Annotated in this window: 24 protein-coding genes; 17 read left to right on the top strand and 7 right to left on the bottom strand. The window is 54.2% G+C overall.

What is annotated here, in order from left to right:
* The first annotated feature begins 62 nt into the window (after positions 1 to 62).
* Together nspC and speB are read left to right on the top strand one after the other, a co-directional pair.
* Complete coding sequence (nspC, locus tag ACR0L4_RS07740; protein ID WP_480511905.1) at positions 63 to 1,232, top strand: carboxynorspermidine decarboxylase; 1,170 nt, start codon at positions 63 to 65, stop codon at positions 1,230 to 1,232.
* Positions 1,229 to 2,071 carry an agmatinase gene (gene speB, locus ACR0L4_RS07735; protein ID WP_480511903.1) on the top strand — a complete coding sequence of 281 codons (843 nt, stop codon included), beginning with the start codon at positions 1,229 to 1,231 and terminating at the stop codon, positions 2,069 to 2,071. Before nspC ends, speB begins: the two co-directional genes overlap by 4 nt.
* Here speB and ACR0L4_RS07730 read toward each other — a convergent pair.
* Positions 2,068 to 2,658: an HD domain-containing protein gene (locus tag ACR0L4_RS07730; protein WP_480511901.1), complete on the bottom strand. Its 591-nt coding sequence runs from the start codon at positions 2,656 to 2,658 to the stop codon at positions 2,068 to 2,070. The genes speB and ACR0L4_RS07730 overlap by 4 nt on opposite strands.
* Before the next feature lie 97 nt (positions 2,659 to 2,755).
* Here ACR0L4_RS07730 and ACR0L4_RS07725 point away from each other — a divergent pair, with 97 nt between their 5' ends.
* Complete coding sequence (locus tag ACR0L4_RS07725; protein WP_480511899.1) at positions 2,756 to 3,583, top strand: LysR family transcriptional regulator; 828 nt, start codon at positions 2,756 to 2,758, stop codon at positions 3,581 to 3,583.
* 2 nt (positions 3,584 to 3,585) lie between these two features.
* Here the strand turns inward: ACR0L4_RS07725 and lptF are convergent, their stop codons facing one another.
* Both lptF and ACR0L4_RS07715 read right to left on the bottom strand, forming a co-directional pair.
* Positions 3,586 to 4,722 (bottom strand): LPS export ABC transporter permease LptF, encoded by a 1,137-nt coding sequence (lptF, locus tag ACR0L4_RS07720; RefSeq protein ID WP_480511897.1) that lies wholly within the window; start codon positions 4,720 to 4,722, stop codon positions 3,586 to 3,588.
* A gap of 133 nt (positions 4,723 to 4,855) precedes the next feature.
* On the bottom strand, positions 4,856 to 5,626 hold the full coding sequence (locus ACR0L4_RS07715; protein WP_480511895.1) for an FkbM family methyltransferase: 771 nt from the start codon (positions 5,624 to 5,626) through the stop codon (positions 4,856 to 4,858).
* Positions 5,627 to 5,996: 370 nt separating this feature from the next.
* On the opposite strand from ACR0L4_RS07715, the gene ACR0L4_RS07710 reads away from it, so the two are divergent.
* The 11 genes from ACR0L4_RS07710 (at position 5,997) to ACR0L4_RS07660 (ending at position 11,668) form a co-directional block, all read left to right on the top strand.
* Positions 5,997 to 7,169: a tyrosine-type recombinase/integrase gene (locus ACR0L4_RS07710; RefSeq protein WP_480511893.1), complete on the top strand. Its 1,173-nt coding sequence runs from the start codon at positions 5,997 to 5,999 to the stop codon at positions 7,167 to 7,169.
* A 1-nt stretch (position 7,170) separates the two neighbouring features.
* Positions 7,171 to 8,262, top strand: a complete 1,092-nt coding sequence (locus ACR0L4_RS07705) for a hypothetical protein (RefSeq protein ID WP_480511891.1) — start codon at positions 7,171 to 7,173, stop codon at positions 8,260 to 8,262.
* Positions 8,263 to 8,368: 106 nt separating this feature from the next.
* Positions 8,369 to 8,566, top strand: a complete 198-nt coding sequence (locus ACR0L4_RS07700) for a helix-turn-helix transcriptional regulator (RefSeq protein WP_480511889.1) — start codon at positions 8,369 to 8,371, stop codon at positions 8,564 to 8,566.
* A 108-nt stretch (positions 8,567 to 8,674) separates the two neighbouring features.
* On the top strand, positions 8,675 to 9,046 hold the full coding sequence (locus tag ACR0L4_RS07695) for a hypothetical protein (protein WP_480511887.1): 372 nt from the start codon (positions 8,675 to 8,677) through the stop codon (positions 9,044 to 9,046).
* A gap of 100 nt (positions 9,047 to 9,146) precedes the next feature.
* On the top strand, positions 9,147 to 9,356 hold the full coding sequence (locus tag ACR0L4_RS07690) for a transcriptional coactivator p15/PC4 family protein (RefSeq protein WP_480511885.1): 210 nt from the start codon (positions 9,147 to 9,149) through the stop codon (positions 9,354 to 9,356).
* The gene (locus ACR0L4_RS07685; protein WP_480511883.1) at positions 9,356 to 9,883 is read left to right on the top strand and encodes a hypothetical protein; all 528 of its coding nucleotides are present in this window, start codon (positions 9,356 to 9,358) and stop codon (positions 9,881 to 9,883) included. The genes ACR0L4_RS07690 and ACR0L4_RS07685 overlap by 1 nt, the downstream gene beginning before the upstream one ends.
* Positions 9,884 to 10,026: 143 nt before the next feature.
* Positions 10,027 to 10,272 (top strand): hypothetical protein, encoded by a 246-nt coding sequence (locus tag ACR0L4_RS07680; RefSeq protein ID WP_480511881.1) that lies wholly within the window; start codon positions 10,027 to 10,029, stop codon positions 10,270 to 10,272.
* Positions 10,269 to 10,715 (top strand): DUF5681 domain-containing protein, encoded by a 447-nt coding sequence (locus ACR0L4_RS07675; RefSeq protein ID WP_480511879.1) that lies wholly within the window; start codon positions 10,269 to 10,271, stop codon positions 10,713 to 10,715. The genes ACR0L4_RS07680 and ACR0L4_RS07675 overlap by 4 nt, the downstream gene beginning before the upstream one ends.
* Positions 10,712 to 10,999 carry a hypothetical protein gene (locus ACR0L4_RS07670; protein WP_480511877.1) on the top strand — a complete coding sequence of 96 codons (288 nt, stop codon included), beginning with the start codon at positions 10,712 to 10,714 and terminating at the stop codon, positions 10,997 to 10,999. The genes ACR0L4_RS07675 and ACR0L4_RS07670 overlap by 4 nt, the downstream gene beginning before the upstream one ends.
* Positions 10,996 to 11,325 (top strand): hypothetical protein, encoded by a 330-nt coding sequence (locus ACR0L4_RS07665; RefSeq protein WP_480511875.1) that lies wholly within the window; start codon positions 10,996 to 10,998, stop codon positions 11,323 to 11,325. Before ACR0L4_RS07670 ends, ACR0L4_RS07665 begins: the two co-directional genes overlap by 4 nt.
* Positions 11,315 to 11,668 (top strand): hypothetical protein, encoded by a 354-nt coding sequence (locus ACR0L4_RS07660; protein WP_480511873.1) that lies wholly within the window; start codon positions 11,315 to 11,317, stop codon positions 11,666 to 11,668. Before ACR0L4_RS07665 ends, ACR0L4_RS07660 begins: the two co-directional genes overlap by 11 nt.
* A gap of 20 nt (positions 11,669 to 11,688) precedes the next feature.
* Here the strand turns inward: ACR0L4_RS07660 and ACR0L4_RS07655 are convergent, their stop codons facing one another.
* Positions 11,689 to 12,105 carry a CAP domain-containing protein gene (locus tag ACR0L4_RS07655; protein WP_480511871.1) on the bottom strand — a complete coding sequence of 139 codons (417 nt, stop codon included), beginning with the start codon at positions 12,103 to 12,105 and terminating at the stop codon, positions 11,689 to 11,691.
* 420 nt (positions 12,106 to 12,525) lie between these two features.
* Here ACR0L4_RS07655 and ACR0L4_RS07650 point away from each other — a divergent pair, with 420 nt between their 5' ends.
* From ACR0L4_RS07650 to ACR0L4_RS07640, 3 genes are all read left to right on the top strand, one after another.
* Positions 12,526 to 12,696, top strand: coding sequence for a hypothetical protein (locus tag ACR0L4_RS07650; RefSeq protein WP_480511869.1), 171 nt, complete (start codon positions 12,526 to 12,528; stop codon positions 12,694 to 12,696).
* A 927-nt stretch (positions 12,697 to 13,623) separates the two neighbouring features.
* Entirely contained in the window at positions 13,624 to 14,298 is a 675-nt protein-coding gene (locus tag ACR0L4_RS07645) for an SOS response-associated peptidase (RefSeq protein WP_480512341.1), read from the top strand.
* A 44-nt stretch (positions 14,299 to 14,342) separates the two neighbouring features.
* Entirely contained in the window at positions 14,343 to 15,218 is an 876-nt protein-coding gene (locus ACR0L4_RS07640) for a hypothetical protein (protein WP_480511867.1), read from the top strand.
* A gap of 89 nt (positions 15,219 to 15,307) precedes the next feature.
* Here the strand turns inward: ACR0L4_RS07640 and ACR0L4_RS07635 are convergent, their stop codons facing one another.
* From ACR0L4_RS07635 to radC, 3 genes are all read right to left on the bottom strand, one after another.
* Entirely contained in the window at positions 15,308 to 15,472 is a 165-nt protein-coding gene (locus ACR0L4_RS07635; protein WP_480511865.1) for a hypothetical protein, read from the bottom strand.
* Positions 15,473 to 15,597: 125 nt separating this feature from the next.
* Positions 15,598 to 16,011 carry a thermonuclease family protein gene (locus ACR0L4_RS07630; protein WP_480511863.1) on the bottom strand — a complete coding sequence of 138 codons (414 nt, stop codon included), beginning with the start codon at positions 16,009 to 16,011 and terminating at the stop codon, positions 15,598 to 15,600.
* A 32-nt stretch (positions 16,012 to 16,043) separates the two neighbouring features.
* Positions 16,044 to 16,994 (bottom strand): RadC family protein, encoded by a 951-nt coding sequence (gene radC, locus ACR0L4_RS07625; protein ID WP_480511861.1) that lies wholly within the window; start codon positions 16,992 to 16,994, stop codon positions 16,044 to 16,046.
* Positions 16,995 to 17,258 lie beyond the last annotated feature (264 nt).

The raw sequence follows: 17,258 nt of genomic DNA, 5'->3' as shown, positions 1-17,258 counted from the left end.
AATACCTTGGGGGGTCCGGGGGGCAGCGCCCCCCGCCCTCTCCAAAATCGGAGACGCCTGATATGTCCGACATGATGACCACCCAAGCAGGCGATGCCGGTGCGTTCCGCAATTTCGACCTCAGTCGCGTGCCGACCCCGTGCTTTGTGATCGATGAAGCGGCCGTCGCGCGCAATCTGGCGATCCTGTCAGATGTCGGCAGCAGGTCCGGTGCCCATGTCCTCAGCGCGCTCAAAGCGTTTTCGATGTTCTCGCTGGCCCCTTTGGTCCGCCAACACCTCGGCGGCACCTGCGCCAGCGGTATCTATGAGGCGCGTCTGGGTCGTGAAGAATATGGCGGTGAGGTCGCCACTTACTGCGCCGGGTACAAAGACGCTGACATCGACGAGATCCTGTCACTGTCCGACCACATCATCTTCAACTCGCCCGCGCAAAAGGACCGGTTTCTGGCCAAAGCCCAAGCCGCCAAAGTACAGGTTGGCCTGCGCATAAATCCCGAACATTCCGAAGGCGAAATCCCCAAATATGACCCCTGCGCGCCCTGCTCACGCCTCGGCACCCCCGTCAGTCAGCTGACGGCTGAAACGCTGAATGGCGTAGATGGCCTGCATATGCACACGCTCTGCGAACAGGGGTTCGAGCCCTTGCAACGCACATGGGAGGCGGTCGCGCCAAAGCTAAAACCGTTCCTGGGTCAGCTCAAATGGCTGAACTTCGGCGGTGGCCACCATATCACCCGCGACGACTATGATCGCGAGGGGCTGATCGCCTTCATCAGGGAAATCCGCGAAACCCATGGCGTCGACATCTATATTGAACCCGGTGAGGCCGTCGCTCTGGATGCGGGCATTCTGGTGGGCGAAATCCTCGACCTGCCGACCAATGGCATGGCGCTTGCTATTACCGATATCTCGGCCACATGCCACATGCCCGACGTGATCGAAGCCCCCTATCGCCCTGCCCTGATGGACGAGGCTAAGGCAGGCCATACCTACCGTCTGGGCGGCCCCTCCTGTCTGGCGGGTGACGTGATCGGCGATTACACGTGGGATAAACCGCTGCGGATCGGCCAGCGCTTTGCCTTCCTCGATCAGGCGCATTATTCGATGGTCAAGACCAACACGTTCAACGGTGTCCCCTTGCCCACCATCGCCCTGTGGAACAGCGAAACCGACGCACTGAAACTCATCAAACAATTCACCTATGACGACTTTAAAGAGAGGCTCTCATGAGCGTTTTCCTCGACAGTGAACTGACCGCATCGGAACGAACCGAAGACGCAAGGTTTCGCGTGATCCCGGTGCCGTTGGAGCGCACCGTCTCTTATGGATCAGGCACCGCGAAAGGCCCCGAAGCCATCATCGAGGCCAGCAATGAGCTGGAGCGCATCACCGGCCAAGCCGAGCCTTGCGTCAAGGGCATCTTCACCGAAGCCCCCTTAGACTGTGATGGCCCGCTGCCCGAGGTGATGGAACGCCTGGCCCAGCGCACCGAGGCCGCCATTCGCGCGGGCAAGGTGCCGGTCACTCTGGGCGGTGAACATTCGCTCAGCTACGGCGCGGTGATGGGCGTGGCGCGCGCGTTGGACCAACCGATCGGGATCGTCCAGATCGACGCCCATGCGGACCTGCGCGATGCCTATCAGGGCGAAAAGCACAGCCATGCCTCGGTCATGCACCTGCTGGCCCAAGAAGGCATTCGACTGGCCCAGTTCGGCGTTCGGGCCTTTTCCACCGAAGAGGCGCAGAGCCGGGTAAGGAACAACGTGTTCCACGTCGACGCTGAAGACCTAGTGACCGGCAGCATCCACGCGGTCGACCTGCCCGAGGATTTCCCCGAACTGGTCTATGTCAGCTTTGACGTCGACGGGCTAGACCCGTCGCAGATGCCCGCCACCGGCACCCCGGTGCCCGGCGGCCTGGGCTATTATCAGGCGCTGCAACTGGTTGAGAATGCCCTTCGAGGGCGCAAATGCGTGGGGTTCGATGTGGTGGAGCTGGCCCCGGACGGCAATGCCGCCTGGGATTTCACCGCCGCGCAGATCGTCTATCGCCTGATGGCCGCTTGCTAGCCTTCGGCGGTTTCGTTCAGCTCCATATGCCCCTCACCGCGGCCTAGGACGCGGCGCAGCAACGGTTCAAAGAACTCCAACGGTTTGGTCGGGTAATCCGGATCAAACGCCTTCTGATCGTATTCGTGACAGAAATAGCGGCAGTCCTCCCAGTAGGGACTGTCGCGGTACTTGTCGCGGGCGTTTCGGTCCCCGCCCAGATGGTGGTTGTAGTAGTAGCCCTGAAACACGCAGTGGTGCTTGAGGATCCAATGGGTTTTCTCGCTGACATAGGGCTTCATCATCGCCGCCGACAGCTCACCATGGTTATAGGGTGACAGGATATCGCCGGTGTCATGGATCAGGGCGGCCACAACCAGCTCTTCATCGGCACCGTCCTCATAGGCACGGGTCGCGGCCTGAAGGCTGTGCTGATAGCGATTGACCGGATAGGGCGTCCAGTCTTCATCCAACGAGCGGATGGCATCAAGGATACGATCCGGCAAGGCCGCGTTATACGCCTCTTCATATTCAAGTACGGCGTCCCAGTCGGCTTTGGTCGCCTCTTCGAAACTGGTCCAGGTGGGCTTGTGGCTTTTATCCAGCATGGCATGTCCTCTGTCCTGATCACCAATACGATACTGAAAACTGGCCACCCTAAAAAATGAATTGATTTTATCGGGTTGATCAAAAAATACTTTCACTATGCAGATCAAAGCACTTGAAACGTTTCTGTGCGTGGCTGAAACCGGCGGGTTTCATGCCGCCGCGCGCAAGCTGAACATCACTCAAACGGCTGTCAGCGCGCGGATACGCCTGATTGAGGAGACGACCGGGAAACCCCTGTTTTCCAGAGGTGCGGGAGGCACCACCCTGACCGACTTCGGACGCCAATTCCGACCCTATGCCGAACAAATGATCTCGCTATGGTTGTTTGCTTCAACCGATTTGCCGACGCAAAGCCAGACCCGTCCGGCGCTAAGGCTGGGTGCGCAACTCAGCGTGTGGGATCCTTTGCTGGTTGATCTTGCCGTGGAATTCGAACGGCGCTTTGGACAGCTTCTGCTGACACTGAACTACGATCATGATCTGGACATGATCGATGCCGTCGCAACCCATGTGCTGGATGCGGCTCTGACCCATGAGAAACCCACGGACCGTCGTATCGTTTTTGAGTCCCTGCCCCCAGAACGTCTAGTTTTGGTTGAAACGACAGGCCAGTTCCCAGACACCCCCGTTTTCGTCAATCTCGAGCTGGGGGCCGCCTATCAGGACCATGTGCGTGCGACGGCGCAACAGGCGGCGGGGCAAACGGTGTTTCTTGGAAACTGCATCATGGCGCTCCGCTACATCTTGAAAAGAGGCGGACGGGGGTATTTCCCGGGCTACCTGATTGAAGTTCATCTTTCGTCAGGCGCGCTGACCCCAGTCGCCAAGGCCGGTGACCTGCTGCTGCCCTTGTATCTTGTTGCCCGGCCCGACAATTCGGGTCTCGGTGACATTCTGGACTGCCTGAACAGCCTGCGTGCCTGACCTCATGTGGCCGACACCATCGCGGTGTCGTGTGCCTTGCGGCGCAGAACCGGACGACCAGCCATAGCCAGAAACAGACAGGACAACAAAATACCCAGTATTGCGGGGACATACAGCACCATCCACAGGCTAGGATCGGCTTCTACAACGGGTGAGACAAAGCCACGAACACCTTCAAGCAGCACCAGTATGGTGAATGCCACCAGGATTTGGGGCCACAGCCCAAACCGCGAAAAACTGCCCAGCATCAAGGTCGCGTACCCGACCAAACCCACGGCGATACAAATCGCAATCCATGAGAAGCGTTGGTGCAATTCCTCGACCAGTTCGCCCATCGTGTACCCTTCGGTAGAAGTGATCGCATCCCGATCTTGAATCAACTCGATCGTCGGAATCGCTTCGAGACTGCGTTTGGTCATGCTGCTGGTACTGGTCAGTTCGGAAATGTCGTAAGATGCGTCTTTGAACAGGGTCGAAGACAGGGTCCGCCCCTGTTGATCCAGCCGCAGCGCAACGCCATCCAACATGACCAGATGGATACCGGTGATGTTGTTCACCAGATAGGCCGTCGCACTGGAGTAGCTGACCGAATTGGCCGGGTCGCGCCGGTCCGAGACGAAGACCTCATGCAAGGTTCCGTCCAGATCAATCTGCCCGATGTAAACAGTCACACCGGACGCGGGGTGCAAGAATTCGCCTTCGTTCAGCAATTGCGCTGTCACGTCGCCTGCAACCTCCGCCTGCCGAATCTCAAGTTGTTCCACAGACGCCGGGCGCAGAAAAACACTTACGGCCGCCATCATCATTCCGGTTACAAGCCCGAACAGCACCACGGCGCGCGCCAGACGCCATGGGCTGGTCCCCGTTGCAAGCATCACAGTCAGTTCGCTTTCGCGGCTCAGGCGGTTCGTGGCGTAGACGGCGGCGGCAAATACCGCCATCGGCATCACGGTACGGATCAAGGTCGGAAGCGTCAGCGCGGTAAATTCCAAAAACACAATTGCTGACTGGCCTCCGCTGATCACCCGGTCAAACAAGCTGACCGAACGGGTAATCCAGAAGACCCCCACCAGAACAAGTGTGAAAAAGCCAAACAGCACCAGCAATTGCCGCAGAAAATATCCGTCAAAGCGCGACATGTACCCTCTTTTTGGTGTTGGTGATCTGCGGGGACATTAGGCCATTCATCCGGCAGAGGAAAGCCGGGTTCGGTGTCGGAAAGCCCTGTCCGACTGGCCTGTGGTTTGGTCATGCGCGATCGCGCCGCCCGAACTAGATGACCAGCAAATCAACCTGTTTTGTTATGGTCGCAAACTCGTCTCGTGAGAGGGGCCGAAATCCATTTGAATGGACGTAAACATCTTTGTAGTTTCCGTACAGCAGATCGCCAAGGTCCTGCTGTCCGCGCATTTGGCCGTTCGGCGTATATTCAAAGAAAATCGGGGGTTTGTATTTCGAGATCAGGCGCGTCATCCCCTTCAGTGCCGCCAACTCATGACCTTCCACATCCATCCAGACCAGTCCGATTTCTTCTTCAGGCACTGTTTCGCGTTTCAACAGGTCGTCTATTCGAACAATGTCCACCGAGAAACTCTCTCTCGATTTGCCGGCCGTCCGTTTCGCCCCCAGGCGAGAGCCTCCCCGATTGAACAGGTCCCGGGTAAACTCGGCTGTGCCAGTGTGATCCGAGGCGGCGACAGCCAATGTTGTGACGTTTTCGGCCAACCCGTTCAGGATAATGTTTTGGTGCAGGAGTGATAGATTGTCTGGGTCAGGCTCAATCGCGATGACGGTGCTGCATCGAAGGTCCTGAAAGAAATAGATGGTGTGCGTTCCGATATTGGCACCCACCTCAAGGATCGTCATCCCCGTTTTGTAGACTCCGCGTTCTTCAAGAATAGCATGTAGGTCTCTGACGGATTGTCGCGCGAACTCACCGTGTTCTGACAAGGACCGACCGATTGCGTCATTCGGAAAGTAGACGATGGCATGATCACCAAGATGCCTGAAAAACTTGATGTCCTGCTCCAGCAACATATCCATGACAGCGCGCCGAGTTTTCTGGTTGCCCAGAGCACCCGATACAATCTTTCGGGTCAGCAGGGTTCGCAATCCCGCAAAGTGCCCTCTCCAAACTGAATCGCAACGGTGCCTTCGATCAATCGACGGAGCAATAGTTTTTGCGCCAGCAACGCATCGTACAGAGTGGCGAACACCAAAACACTTGCAAAGGATTGGATGGCAGGGGCAGCAGGGTTCGAACCCGCGACCTACGGTTTTGGAGTTCGTGGGTTTTAAATATCCTGCGATATCCATATATATCTATCCTTATGGAATTGCAGAGTTTAGGCATGCCGGTATATTCAGAGATATCGCTGTCAAACGCACAAAACGCACAAAGAACGCACAAAAAATGAAACTTCGACTGAACGAGCGAAAAGCAGCAGACCTCAAGCCCAAGGACAAGGGTTATGAGGTTCGGGATGAAATTGTGCGCGGGTTGGTTCTGCGCGTTGGCAAGCGCGGGCAGAAGGTTTGGGAAGTAATCATACAGCGCGGCAAACGACGGCAGCGTGAGCGCGTCGGCACATTCCCCAACATCAGCGTCAAGCGGGCCCGCAAGCTGGCAGAGGAAGCCAAAGAGCGCGCCCACACCATGCGCACCGACAACAGCGTCAAAACTGTATCCGACCTGTTTGACGCTTACAAAACTGCGCGTGAAAATGAATTGCGAACATGGCACGACATCCAATCTGTTTGGGATGTCTGGGCAAAAGACCGTATCGGACACATTCGGGCGACCGACCTTTCCTTTTACCATGGCCAAGACCTGCGGACTTACGTCAGCAAGAAATCATCCCCGATCCGGGCCGGAGCGGTAGTCAGCTATCTGCGCCCCTTTCTTGCATGGTGCGCCGAAGAACAGATGATAAAAAGCAACCCTTGGGAAAAGCTCAAAGTGGGTGCGAAAGCCGGATCTCGGGACCGAGTTCTTTCATCCGATGAATGGGCGGCACTCTATACGACTGCGCGCGATATGCCCTACCCGTTCGGCCCCTTCACTCAAGCGCTGATGCTCAGCGCTCAGCGGATCAGCAACGTCGCACAAATGCGTTATGACGAAATTCATGGCGATATATGGATAATTCCAAAGGAAAAGGTAAAAGCCACACGCACCGCCAGCGCCATGGCACATGAGGTTCCGCTATCCAAGGCACTGGCCACACTGATTGCCAGTGTTAAGCGGCGCGGCGATTATGTCTTTACCACGACCGGCGAAAAACCCATCTGGCCCGGATCGAAACTAAAGGCGGTCCTGCAGAAGAATTCAGAAACCTCAGATTGGCGATATCACGACATCAGACGTACAGCGGCGACTCTGATGACCACGGGCAATGAAGCCGGGAAAGCAAATCGGTTCATTGTAGAACGCGTTCTCGGCCATACGGATAGCAGCGTGACGGCCATCTATGACCGCGCGACATATCGCGACGAGAAGCGCGAGGCACTTGAGGTTCTTGCCGCGACTATCCCAGCCAATAGCCAACTCAGCAACGTTGTCCCGATGCAGGGAGGCAAAGCCTGAAATGCGTTACTTCAAGGAAATCCAACTACCCGAATACTGTTTCCTGTCTGAGTTGGTCGAGTGGGTTGCGTTCGGCAGGGTGCCAGAGATTCACTACCAATTTGAAGTGAATGAACCCGGATACGCCGACCATCGCTTTTTTGACGAGGTCGGCGCACAGGTAGAATACAATGATGTCTGCCACCTATACGCTAAGCCCTACCTACACTTTAGCGCCTCAGAGGTGCAATCACTGGGAAATGATCCGGTAGAGTATGAGAACGCATATCGGGCATGTAGAGGTAGCATCAACTACGCAGAAGACACGGCCAGATTGCTACAACACATAGAATCGGACCCTTTCATTAGGCAGGAAATAAAAGAACGGTCCCAGCAGTTGTTTCCTGAACTGATCGAAAGGGCCAAGGCTGCGCTGCCACTCTTTGAGGAAATCAAATCAAAGTCCGAGGCGCGACTCGCGGATGCTTGGGGCGTGGCGTTCGGAGCAATAAAATCCGAGAGCCTTAGCTTGCAGGGTGTGAACTCGTTGGCATGGCAGTTGGCTGTTGACGCCGCCCTTGAACGCGCGGAGCAATCGGGTGCCAGCAAGTACATACCTGTCCAAATTACAGACCATGTGCCGTTCGAAGCAATAGGCCCGAGCGCCGTCAACTATAACACATGCTGGATAGGGAACATTGTAGAAGGTGACCCTGAATACCTGAGTGCGCGCGTCAAGACCTCTGACGCGCTTGAACTTAAATCGTTGGTGCCTGCATCGTCAATCAACGGGCAGCAGCGCGGAGATTTCGCATTCATTGGAACTAAAGGCGGGAAAATCGCCAAAAGGAAAAAGGGTAGGCCCCCGGCTGCAGACTATTCCGTGATTGAGGCGGACCTTTATTCCGAGTTGGTTCAGGGCAATATCCCGCCGGGAACCAATCCTGACAGCCTCGCCCATTACGTTGTGTCCAGGCATCGTAAGCCGAATGGAGACCCGATTGGGCACTCAACAATCAAGCAGAACATGGACGAGGTTCTGAAAGCTGTGTGTGAGGATGCAAACAAGCGCGGTGAAAATGTCGGTGAAAAGTCCGGTGAAAAAGGCGACTAGTTTCCACCGAAGTTTCCACCGCTTATATAATTGATTTACAACAATATTTCAGGCTTCATTGGGGTGTCTTAAGATATCCAACACCCCAAGCAATTGGAGCAGGAAAATGAATATCGAACCGAACCAACTGCACACCCCGCAGGAATTGGAAGACCGCCGCATCGCGAAAAAGCAAACACTTGCGCAGTGGCGGCATGAGGGAAAAGGCCCGGCATACATCAAGTCTGGTAGCCGCATTCTCTATTCCGGCGCAGATATCATCAAATGGTTGAATGAGCAGCGCGTCGAACCGAGCGCCGCCTAAAAGAAAACCCCCACCCGCAACAGGCACGGGCAGAGGTCAATTCTTTAGGTTAGCATCGAAAGAATAGTCCGAAACCCGCTGCCTTTCAACCTGAAAGGAAATGCGGACATGACTACCCTACTTAAAACCCAAGAGCAGGAAATCCCCCCCGCCAACGCACTTCGTGTGTATCGCTGGACAGACCTTCCCAATCTGACGGCTCCGGCACTCTATCGTGTCACTGATCCGGGTCAGGAGCCGCGCGAAGTCTACGCATCCAAACACAAGCGCCAAGTCCTTGAGGGGCTGATGCGGTCGCCTCTCTATGCTGCAAGCTACTGCCGCCTGTCTGACCAGGTGTTGCCCCTGCGGCGCGATGACGGCGTAAACATCGAATGCAAGATGTATCGGGGCGATGCAGACACCGGACGCCAGAAATATGGCATCTACATTCTCGTCAGCAAAGTTGAGCTGATCCGGGCGAACGAGGTGGCAGCATGAGAACCGCTGACCTCCAAGTCTCCGTCCTTCGTCGCAAGCATGGTCTCTCTGAGGCCGCAGCTCGTCTTATCGCCGCTCTCCACTTTGGGGAGCGCCGGTCATGAGTGTTGTGGTTCAGAAAAATGCTCAGGAGGAAATCCACGTATCCCGTGGAGAGTACATGGGCCACGACGTTGTCAATCTCCGCGTCTGGTATCTAGCGAAGGACGGAGAAAAGCACCCGACACGAAAGGGGGTGGCGTTCAACGCCGCCCTCCTCCCCGACATTCGGCGCGCACTGACTGAGATGGCGCAGGACGGGGGCGACTGATGGGGCGTGACAAGCGAAACGAGAAACGCGGCGAACATTGGACCAAGATGGCGCGAAACATGATGGAGGAGCCCGCTTGGCGGGCCCTCTCATCAACCGCGCAGGCGCTGTACCCATGGCTCAAGCTGGAATGGAAAGGCCCGGACAACAACAACAACGGTAGGATTAGCATGAGTGTCCGGCAGGCCGCAGAGTGTCTTGGTGTGACACGCAACACAACTTCGAATGCCTTTCGCGAATTACAGGCCAAGGGTTTTATCGCTGTCACCCAGCCCCCCAAACTGGGCGATAGTGGAGTAGCGTCTTCTCCGCAGTTCGAGCTTACGGAGATTTCTTTGCCAACGGCGAATGGGAACAGTGGTCGCAGGCTTTACAAGCAGTGGTCTAACGGCGCGGATTTCCCGGTTGTGAAAGCCCCGACTCACAATCCCAAAGGGACCAACGGAAAAGAAAAACCCCGACATCAAAACCGTGACGGCACCGTCGTAAAATTTGTGCCGGGGACAGCAGAGGCGGCACAAAAATGATGACGGCCCGTCCCAAAAATTATGCCGAGAACACCCCATTTCGGCAGGTCTCTCGTCCCAATAGTGATGACATCCTTAATCTACCAGGGGGTCTGGGGGAAACGGACACCTTCTGCACCAACGGTCACAACGAGGAACGAGCAATGGACGAGACTGAGATGAATGGTTTTCAGAGCGAATTCGAAGCATGCCCGATTTGCGGATCGCCCGGCGTGAACCTGAATGTTGGCAGGGTGCATTGGTCAGTCTGTCACGAGCACAAAATCAAGTGGCGGTTCGGTGAGAACCTGTTTTCCGGCTGGCATGATGAACCTGATGAATTGCATGTCCGGAATGAACGAACACTGAGCGGATACCGTCTTTGCGAACGAGGAGGCTTTGCAGCATGAGCAGTGATGATGACCGTAATAACGGCAGCAATACGGATGAAAGAAACCCGGACGGCACATTTGCCACCGGCAACCCCGGCAAGCCCAGAGGAACCCGTCACAGGGTCACACGGGCAGTAGAGGAACTGCTTGAAGGACAATCTGAGCAAATCACTCAAAAGGCGGTTGAGATGGCTTTAGCAGGTGACAGCACAGCTTTGCGCCTCTGCCTGGAACGGATAGCGCCCACCAGAAAGGACGCGCCAGTCAACTTTGAGCTTCCGCCTATCAGTACCGCCGGAGAGGCCTCAAAAGCCTCGCAGGCGGTACTGAAGGCGGTTTCCGACGGTGAGATAACCCCATTGGAAGGTGCGACCGTCATGGGGCTCGTAGAGCAGTACAGGCGGGTGCTGGAGACGACCGAATTGGAGCAACGTATCGCAGCATTGGAGGCGGTCAGATGAGGCTGGAACACAGGCTGAAGGCCATTGAAGGCAAGCTCAAACTCAAAAGCTCAACGCAGTTTGGAGCAACTGAGGATCTTTCTAAGCATCTTATCGAGGTTGCTGAGAGGCTGAGGGAAACACCACTTTCAGAAGCAATCAAATCCGCCTCACCGGCGACCATCGCAGCTTTGGCACTAGATGGTCGTGTGAGTGATGACGTCGCCGAGAAGTGCGCTGAATATGCCCGGAGCGAAGGAGCAGTCGGAGAGCTATTCACGGCTATTCTGGAGAATGCCCAATGAGCAGAGAACGCAGAGTGCGTAAGCTAGAGGCCCGGTCTCCGAACGTCGAAACACCAATAATCGCTTTCTTTCAGATTTACGGCATTAAGGAGGGCACAGAGGAAACCACTAGAATTATCGAAAAGTCGCTTGGACCGGCGAGTATCCGTGGCCTCGGATTCGAACTTATAGAGCCCGAAGATGGTGAGACCGAAATTCATTTCAGGCGGCGCGTCCATGCCATCAGAGCGGGTGGAAAACTCACCGAGGACATGAATGCGGAAGAGCTGGTGGCAGCCTATGCGGTCGCGGATCGAGAAGTGAGGAGCGAAAGCAATGGCGATTAAAAACCGGCTAAAGAAGTTGGAAACCAAACATGCACCCGGCAACACCAGCCTTCCACCGATTTTTGTGGAGTTCGATGACGAAGAAAGTGAGTGGGCTATAGTTTCTGGTCATGGCGGTGAATTACGTAAGGTCGACAACGAAAGCCAAGGCGAATTTTGCCAACGCGCGTACCATGCTTATGTCGAAGCAAAAGGGCTGGGCAACTACCGAGCGGAAGAACTCAGCGATGAAGACCTTCAGTGCATCGTGGCCTCAAGTAGCTCGAAGTTGGCGCTCAAATTGTACAGAAATAAAGAACTGACAGACGCCGACATTCAGTCTGTCATATTGCGGACCAGCTAGAGCGAGAGTTGCTGGAGCCTCTAGCACGGCGCAGCCAAGACCATCACCCATGTACGATCAGCCGCCTCATACAGCGCGAACTCCTTGGCCTTTCTTGACAGCATATTGGCACGGTGTCCCGGAGATTGCGCCCAAGCCGTCATCACGGCGTCCAAACCGTTCTGTCCCTTGGCGATGTTCTCAGCAACGAAACACCAATCATAGCCCGCCCTTCGTACCCGTTTCGCCACGTCTGACCCATCGGAGCCGGTGTGTGAAAAGAAACCCTTCTTCACCATGTCATCGGCATGGGATTTGGCGGCTTTCTCCAACTTCCGACTATAGATTACCTCTTGAAGACCTTGACTTTTACGAAACGTATTGAGTTCGTCGGTCGCTAAAGGATTTGCCACCAGCGGAGCGGGCAACAGGAACGCAATCAGCGCGATTTTTCTCAATTCGATGTCTCCTAAACCTAAAGTGACTGCATCCAGACCCTATCGAAACAACGAACTGTCGGACAGAGAATTAGGGGTTTGTTTGCATGGTAAAATCTGGAACTCTGTAACCCCCGGCTGCAAAAGGTTGGACTGATTGCATGATGCAGGGAGCGCGCGTTCCGACGGCTCAGGTGAGGACAACCCTGCCTCGATACATGGCATGCGCAATCGAGAAGCGCAGAAAACGCGCAAAACAATCAACAAAATGGTCTGTATAGCTCGCGCGATGGATCGACTGCTGGAACGCGGCAATTAGGTTTGCTTGTCTAAGATTCACGGCACAATGACCGGATTTCGCAAACCATTGGCAAAAAATCGCAATCAAAAGTGGAGTCACGAAACCAACTGAGATGACAAATCTTGTTTAGGAGAATTCGTATGATTGGAAAAACAGCAGACGAGGCCCTGTGTTCGGCAAATATCCTAACGGAGTGCTTCAAATCAAATGTTGGCGACCTCCCTTGGGTGCAGGCCAATCCCGAAATCGCCATTGTGGTTGAGAATGCCATACTGGCTATGGAAAAAGCGTGTGAGGCACTCAGGCAATAGCAATCAGAAGACCAGAGCGACGCAGACTCAGAATATCGCCTGACTAGATGATCCTAGATTTGGACCGTGCTCAGCAGCAGCAATGGACGTCAGACAACGGCGAGGTTGGGTGCGGCGCGCCGAACTCGTACCCCCTCATTGAAATCTTTAACCCCCTCAAGGCGCGCCGCAAATTACCTCTAGCGTCGTGACATTAAGCAATTGAGACCCTCTGGTGGAATATCCAAGCGACTCTGGACGCACAAATCCCGTATTTCGCAAGTATTTAACGATTGATGCGGGGTGGCACCCCTCACTCGTGACCCCCTCTTGTTAAGGCCATAAACCAATACGTGCTAAAATACAGACGTGCCACCCACAGTAAGAATATCGCATTGAGACAAATTTGTGTCCACGAATCTCCGGGAAACTGTCTGTTCAGCCTCTGGAAACAGACTGTTTCGCGGCTATTTCTATCATTACGGGGTTTCCCGGATACCCGCATTTTGGGTTATGTGGCAAGCTAAACTCACGAACACACACTACCACTTGCTCTTTGTAAAGGGACTGGCATCGACCCCCTCGGCCAGTCCCTTTCGCAGTTTACGACCCTTGCTCTGGCCACGATATTAAGCCTTCCGGCGCATCGACATCGTTCCGCAATAACCATTCTCGTATTGCCGCCCAATGGTCCTGCGTACCCGCAGTGTAACGTCTGGCGTGTAGTTCGCTTATCTGGTGCTCAAGCGAAGGCCACCACTGCAACTTGAGTCTCAGTCGGTGCGTCTTCGCCCAAGCACGCAAAGCTGCTTCCCAGTCGGTCAAAGCGCGGGACTCAAGCTCTTTGTGTAGGTCAAACGGGATTCGGTAAGGCCATTCGGACATGGCGAACATCTAGCGAACATCAGAAGCTTGTCCAAGCGAATATGGGCGCGTAGCTTTGGGTTCATGTGCAATCTGTATTCAAACACGATTCCTGCCGACGCAATGCGCCAGTTGTTTGATGTGGCGGCTGAGCGCAACAGGCTGGGAAATTCTGAACCCCTTCCCGCTATCTACCCCAAGCATATGGCCCCAGTTGTCCGAAAAGACGAGGACGGCGCGCGGGAACTGGTACCGCTGAGCTGGGGCTTTCGCACCACCAAGAAGTCGAAGAAGACAGGCGCAATCATCCAGCCCGGCGCGTGGAACAACGCCAGAGACGACAAGGTGCGCTCAAGTGGGCTGTGGAAAGGAAGCTTCGAGGATCGGCGCTGTCTGGTGCCTGCCAGTTCGTTCTGTGAGGCAAAGGGACGAAATCCAGCGACGTACTATTGGTTCGCACTCAAGGGTGCGGAGGACCGTCCACCTTTTGCCTTTGCTGGTATGTGGCAGACGTCCCGATACAACGGCAAGGAAGGGCCAGAGGAAGCCGAGACCTATACCGTCATCACGACTACCGCGAATGAGATTGTGAAGCCCATACATCCGCAAAGGATGCCTGTGATCCTCAAGCCGGACGACTATGAACAGTGGATGGATGGAAGCGCAGACGAGGCGTTCGAACTGCTGGAACCGCTTAACTCAGACGCCATGCGGATTGTGCAGTTTGGAGAGGGTGAAAAGTCAGATACTCTGAAGTAGACTAAGACTTCTATTTGTTTTGTATGTTGTTTGAGACGGCCACCATGTCAGAAGAACCAAAGAAAGACGAAAACAAATCCAACAGAAGTGAATTCGCCGACCAAGTCCTCACAACCCTATTCGCGATACTTGGCGCGGGTGGACTTTTCTTGTTGATAGGCACCCTCACGATGGCCAACTTCTATGCTTCTGAGACGGGCAACTGGGGTTGGGGAAGCGGGCAGTTCGGAGATGCGTTTGGATTTGTCACTTCAATTTTCACCGGCGCTGCGTACCTCGGACTGTGGTTGACGATGCGGTATCAGCGGAAAGAACTCTCTGAAGTCAAAGCTGAGAGAAAACTAGCTCAAGAAACCTTCGTAGCCCAGCAAGCACTAAATGAACTGACAAAGCAGGAGTTGGAGAAGCGAGGTTTAGAGGATCGGATATTCAAGCTTATCGACCGAGTTGAAACAAAGACCCAAAGGTTAAAAAAACTTGCCGCAAAACCATCGCTGGTTAGAGAAGCCGAAGAAGCAATTGAAAAAGTGGCGAACCTGGCTGAAAAAGATTCTGCAAGCACGATGATTGCATTGTCGCGACTATTAGGGCAGCCAAAACGTGCCTACTTGGAATTGGGTTGCAGCGAAATCCATACTGCCCTCAGATCAATGCAGTCCGCGAACCTATCACGTGATTTAGAGCCCATTCTTTTCGGAGCAACTGACCGTAGGTTTGATGCAGTGATAATGGCTTTTGCGCTACTCAATGAATTTCTGAGCGAAGACGGCCACTATCTGTTTCTTGTTTTCACACACAGGAATATCAGCGAACATCTTCATGCGGACACATGGGAAAACTACAACAAAGCACTGAAAGTCATTGGGACCTACCACAATAACAAAGAAAAAAGCCCGCCAGCCCCGGAACTGACGGACTAATCCAAATCAAAATGGTGGTACCGTGAATCAGGTTTCGCTGATGTGGTCGCACTTTTTTACATTTGAGGAATAGGAGGTGCATCTTTGGCTCAATCGATCACGCCGATTTCTTCCCGCACACTGCTTGAGGCCCTAAAGTCTTCGGCCTCCAAAATCGCGGAGAAAGCGTCCATTAACTTCTCTTGAAACTCGCGCGCCTGGTCTTCGGAATCGAACGCATATGCCTTGAAATCAATAATCCAGTATCTCTCCACACCTAAAACTCACCTACAATTAATGGCCCACACAATCCTTCTAATAAACCCGTCAAATGACGGTTTTGCATATCTAGAACGAAAACTGTGCTTGACCACTCGAGGTCGTTCGGTTGGAGATAAACCTATCTACAATACCCAGCCCGTTTGAACCGTGATTTGGCCTCTGGGGTCTCTAAGTGGCTGTACCTTCCACCACTGAATTTCTGGCAGTCCAAGGCATGTCCTGCGGCTATGACAGCGGCACTCAGGTTTTCACCGTCAACGAAGCACGTCCCGATATGGCGGTCCCCGTTCATCTCGCCTGTCAGTTCGCATTGCACGGTTTTGCCCTGAAGGTAGTCTATCATCCACTGCTTGCTAACCAGACCCTCTGGTGTTTCCGTCTCGGGTGCATCGACGCCTTGAAATCGTACAGGTATTCCCTTCTTTCCATTGAGGACAATCGTATCCGCATCTCGGACGTAGATGTCGGAGGACACAATCCCGTCAGAGTTGCAGGCGGTCAGAAAGGCAATCAGGCAAACAAAGCGCTTCATCAGTCGAAAGTGTTCCAAGACAAGTTAGCCAATCACGTATGCGGCTGAAGCCTAGTTAGCAACCCGTTCGAGACAAAGGAATACTCTTCCTTCTTCCCAATAATGACGTGGTCATGGATCAAAATACCCATTGTGTCACAGGCATCCTGAATGCGCTCTGTCATGAGGATGTCCGACTTACTGGGTGTCGGGTCACCTGACGGGTGATTGTGAACAAGGATCAGCGAACTGGCATTCAGTTCCAAGGAACGTTTCACAATCTCTCGCGGATATACTGGTACGTGGTCAACTGTGCCTCTGGCCTGTTCTTCATCAGCAATCAGTACGTTCTTTCTGTCGAGGAAAATGACGCGAAACTGTTCCACTTCCCGGTGGGCCATTGCGGTACGACAATAAGTCACAAGGTCATCCCATGACGACACCACATCCCGCTTCATGACTTGAGCTTGAGCCATCCTGTGCCCGAAGGCCTCAACCACTCGGAGATGGTAGTAGACCCAATCGTTTGCGCCTTCGACCTGAAGGATACGGTGCTTGGATGCGGCAATAACGCCGTTTAGGTCTCCGAATTCCGCCAGCAGGCGTTTTGCCAAAGGCTTTACGTCAATCCGTTGGATGGCGTTGAACAACAACAGCTCCAACAATTCGTATTCCGGCATCGGCTCGTGGCCACCTGCGAGGAAGCGCGTTCTCAGACGCTCACGATGGCCCCAGTAGTGCGGTCGTTTGGCTCCGTCGTCGCCTTTGACCAAACCACCACCGGCAGCGTTTTCCGGCGAAAGCCGGGAGCGGTTCACGTAAGATGGTGGATGCGCTGGCTCAATGATTGCATCAGGTGGCGGTATTCGCGCTTCCAGATCCTCCAGGCCTTTTATCGCATCTTCTGAAAACCCGCTCTGCCCATCGTGTTTGACCAGTTTGCCGAACCGTTTTTTGTCCCTGGCAATGACCTTTTTGAGCTGGTCGAGAATCTGAGCCTTCATAGCTAGGTCCACTCCATGAATCTGTCGTATGACCTTGCTCAAAGGATGGTTAATGAGTGGTTAAATCCGAAGCGCTCGTGTAGGTGAATGTGAGCTGTTCGAACACTCAAAGTTGAACGCAACGGACTACGTACATCTTGAAAAGAAGAACAAGACCCGCAACTGTCCCAACTCGATGGGTTAGGTCGGAATGCAATCAAAATACGATGCATTTCACTTGCCAAAAGGGTTCGAAGTAGCCGTGGTATAGGGTCGGTGATTTTT

It is taken from the genome of Ruegeria sp. AB5 (assembly GCF_056542645.1).
Note: the sequence above shows the minus strand (reverse complement) of the source record. Positions and strands in the feature narration are given on the sequence as shown.

Excerpts from the sequence above, each read along its gene's own strand:
- nspC (WP_480511905.1), top strand. The coding sequence starts at position 63 with ATGTCCGACATGATGACCACCCAAGCAGGCGATGCCGGTGCGTTCCGC.
- speB (WP_480511903.1), top strand. The coding sequence starts at position 1,229 with ATGAGCGTTTTCCTCGACAGTGAACTGACCGCATCGGAACGAACCGAA.
- ACR0L4_RS07730 (WP_480511901.1), bottom strand. The coding sequence starts at position 2,658 with ATGCTGGATAAAAGCCACAAGCCCACCTGGACCAGTTTCGAAGAGGCG.
- ACR0L4_RS07725 (WP_480511899.1), top strand. The coding sequence starts at position 2,756 with ATGCAGATCAAAGCACTTGAAACGTTTCTGTGCGTGGCTGAAACCGGC.
- lptF (WP_480511897.1), bottom strand. The coding sequence starts at position 4,722 with ATGTCGCGCTTTGACGGATATTTTCTGCGGCAATTGCTGGTGCTGTTT.
- ACR0L4_RS07715 (WP_480511895.1), bottom strand. The coding sequence starts at position 5,626 with ATGGATATGTTGCTGGAGCAGGACATCAAGTTTTTCAGGCATCTTGGT.
- ACR0L4_RS07710 (WP_480511893.1), top strand. The coding sequence starts at position 5,997 with ATGAAACTTCGACTGAACGAGCGAAAAGCAGCAGACCTCAAGCCCAAG.
- ACR0L4_RS07705 (WP_480511891.1), top strand. The coding sequence starts at position 7,171 with ATGCGTTACTTCAAGGAAATCCAACTACCCGAATACTGTTTCCTGTCT.
- ACR0L4_RS07700 (WP_480511889.1), top strand. The coding sequence starts at position 8,369 with ATGAATATCGAACCGAACCAACTGCACACCCCGCAGGAATTGGAAGAC.
- ACR0L4_RS07695 (WP_480511887.1), top strand. The coding sequence starts at position 8,675 with ATGACTACCCTACTTAAAACCCAAGAGCAGGAAATCCCCCCCGCCAAC.
- ACR0L4_RS07690 (WP_480511885.1), top strand. The coding sequence starts at position 9,147 with ATGAGTGTTGTGGTTCAGAAAAATGCTCAGGAGGAAATCCACGTATCC.
- ACR0L4_RS07685 (WP_480511883.1), top strand. The coding sequence starts at position 9,356 with ATGGGGCGTGACAAGCGAAACGAGAAACGCGGCGAACATTGGACCAAG.
- ACR0L4_RS07680 (WP_480511881.1), top strand. The coding sequence starts at position 10,027 with ATGGACGAGACTGAGATGAATGGTTTTCAGAGCGAATTCGAAGCATGC.
- ACR0L4_RS07675 (WP_480511879.1), top strand. The coding sequence starts at position 10,269 with ATGAGCAGTGATGATGACCGTAATAACGGCAGCAATACGGATGAAAGA.
- ACR0L4_RS07670 (WP_480511877.1), top strand. The coding sequence starts at position 10,712 with ATGAGGCTGGAACACAGGCTGAAGGCCATTGAAGGCAAGCTCAAACTC.
- ACR0L4_RS07665 (WP_480511875.1), top strand. The coding sequence starts at position 10,996 with ATGAGCAGAGAACGCAGAGTGCGTAAGCTAGAGGCCCGGTCTCCGAAC.
- ACR0L4_RS07660 (WP_480511873.1), top strand. The coding sequence starts at position 11,315 with ATGGCGATTAAAAACCGGCTAAAGAAGTTGGAAACCAAACATGCACCC.
- ACR0L4_RS07650 (WP_480511869.1), top strand. The coding sequence starts at position 12,526 with ATGATTGGAAAAACAGCAGACGAGGCCCTGTGTTCGGCAAATATCCTA.
- ACR0L4_RS07645 (WP_480512341.1), top strand. The coding sequence starts at position 13,624 with ATGTGCAATCTGTATTCAAACACGATTCCTGCCGACGCAATGCGCCAG.
- ACR0L4_RS07640 (WP_480511867.1), top strand. The coding sequence starts at position 14,343 with ATGTCAGAAGAACCAAAGAAAGACGAAAACAAATCCAACAGAAGTGAA.
- ACR0L4_RS07630 (WP_480511863.1), bottom strand. The coding sequence starts at position 16,011 with ATGAAGCGCTTTGTTTGCCTGATTGCCTTTCTGACCGCCTGCAACTCT.
- radC (WP_480511861.1), bottom strand. The coding sequence starts at position 16,994 with ATGAAGGCTCAGATTCTCGACCAGCTCAAAAAGGTCATTGCCAGGGAC.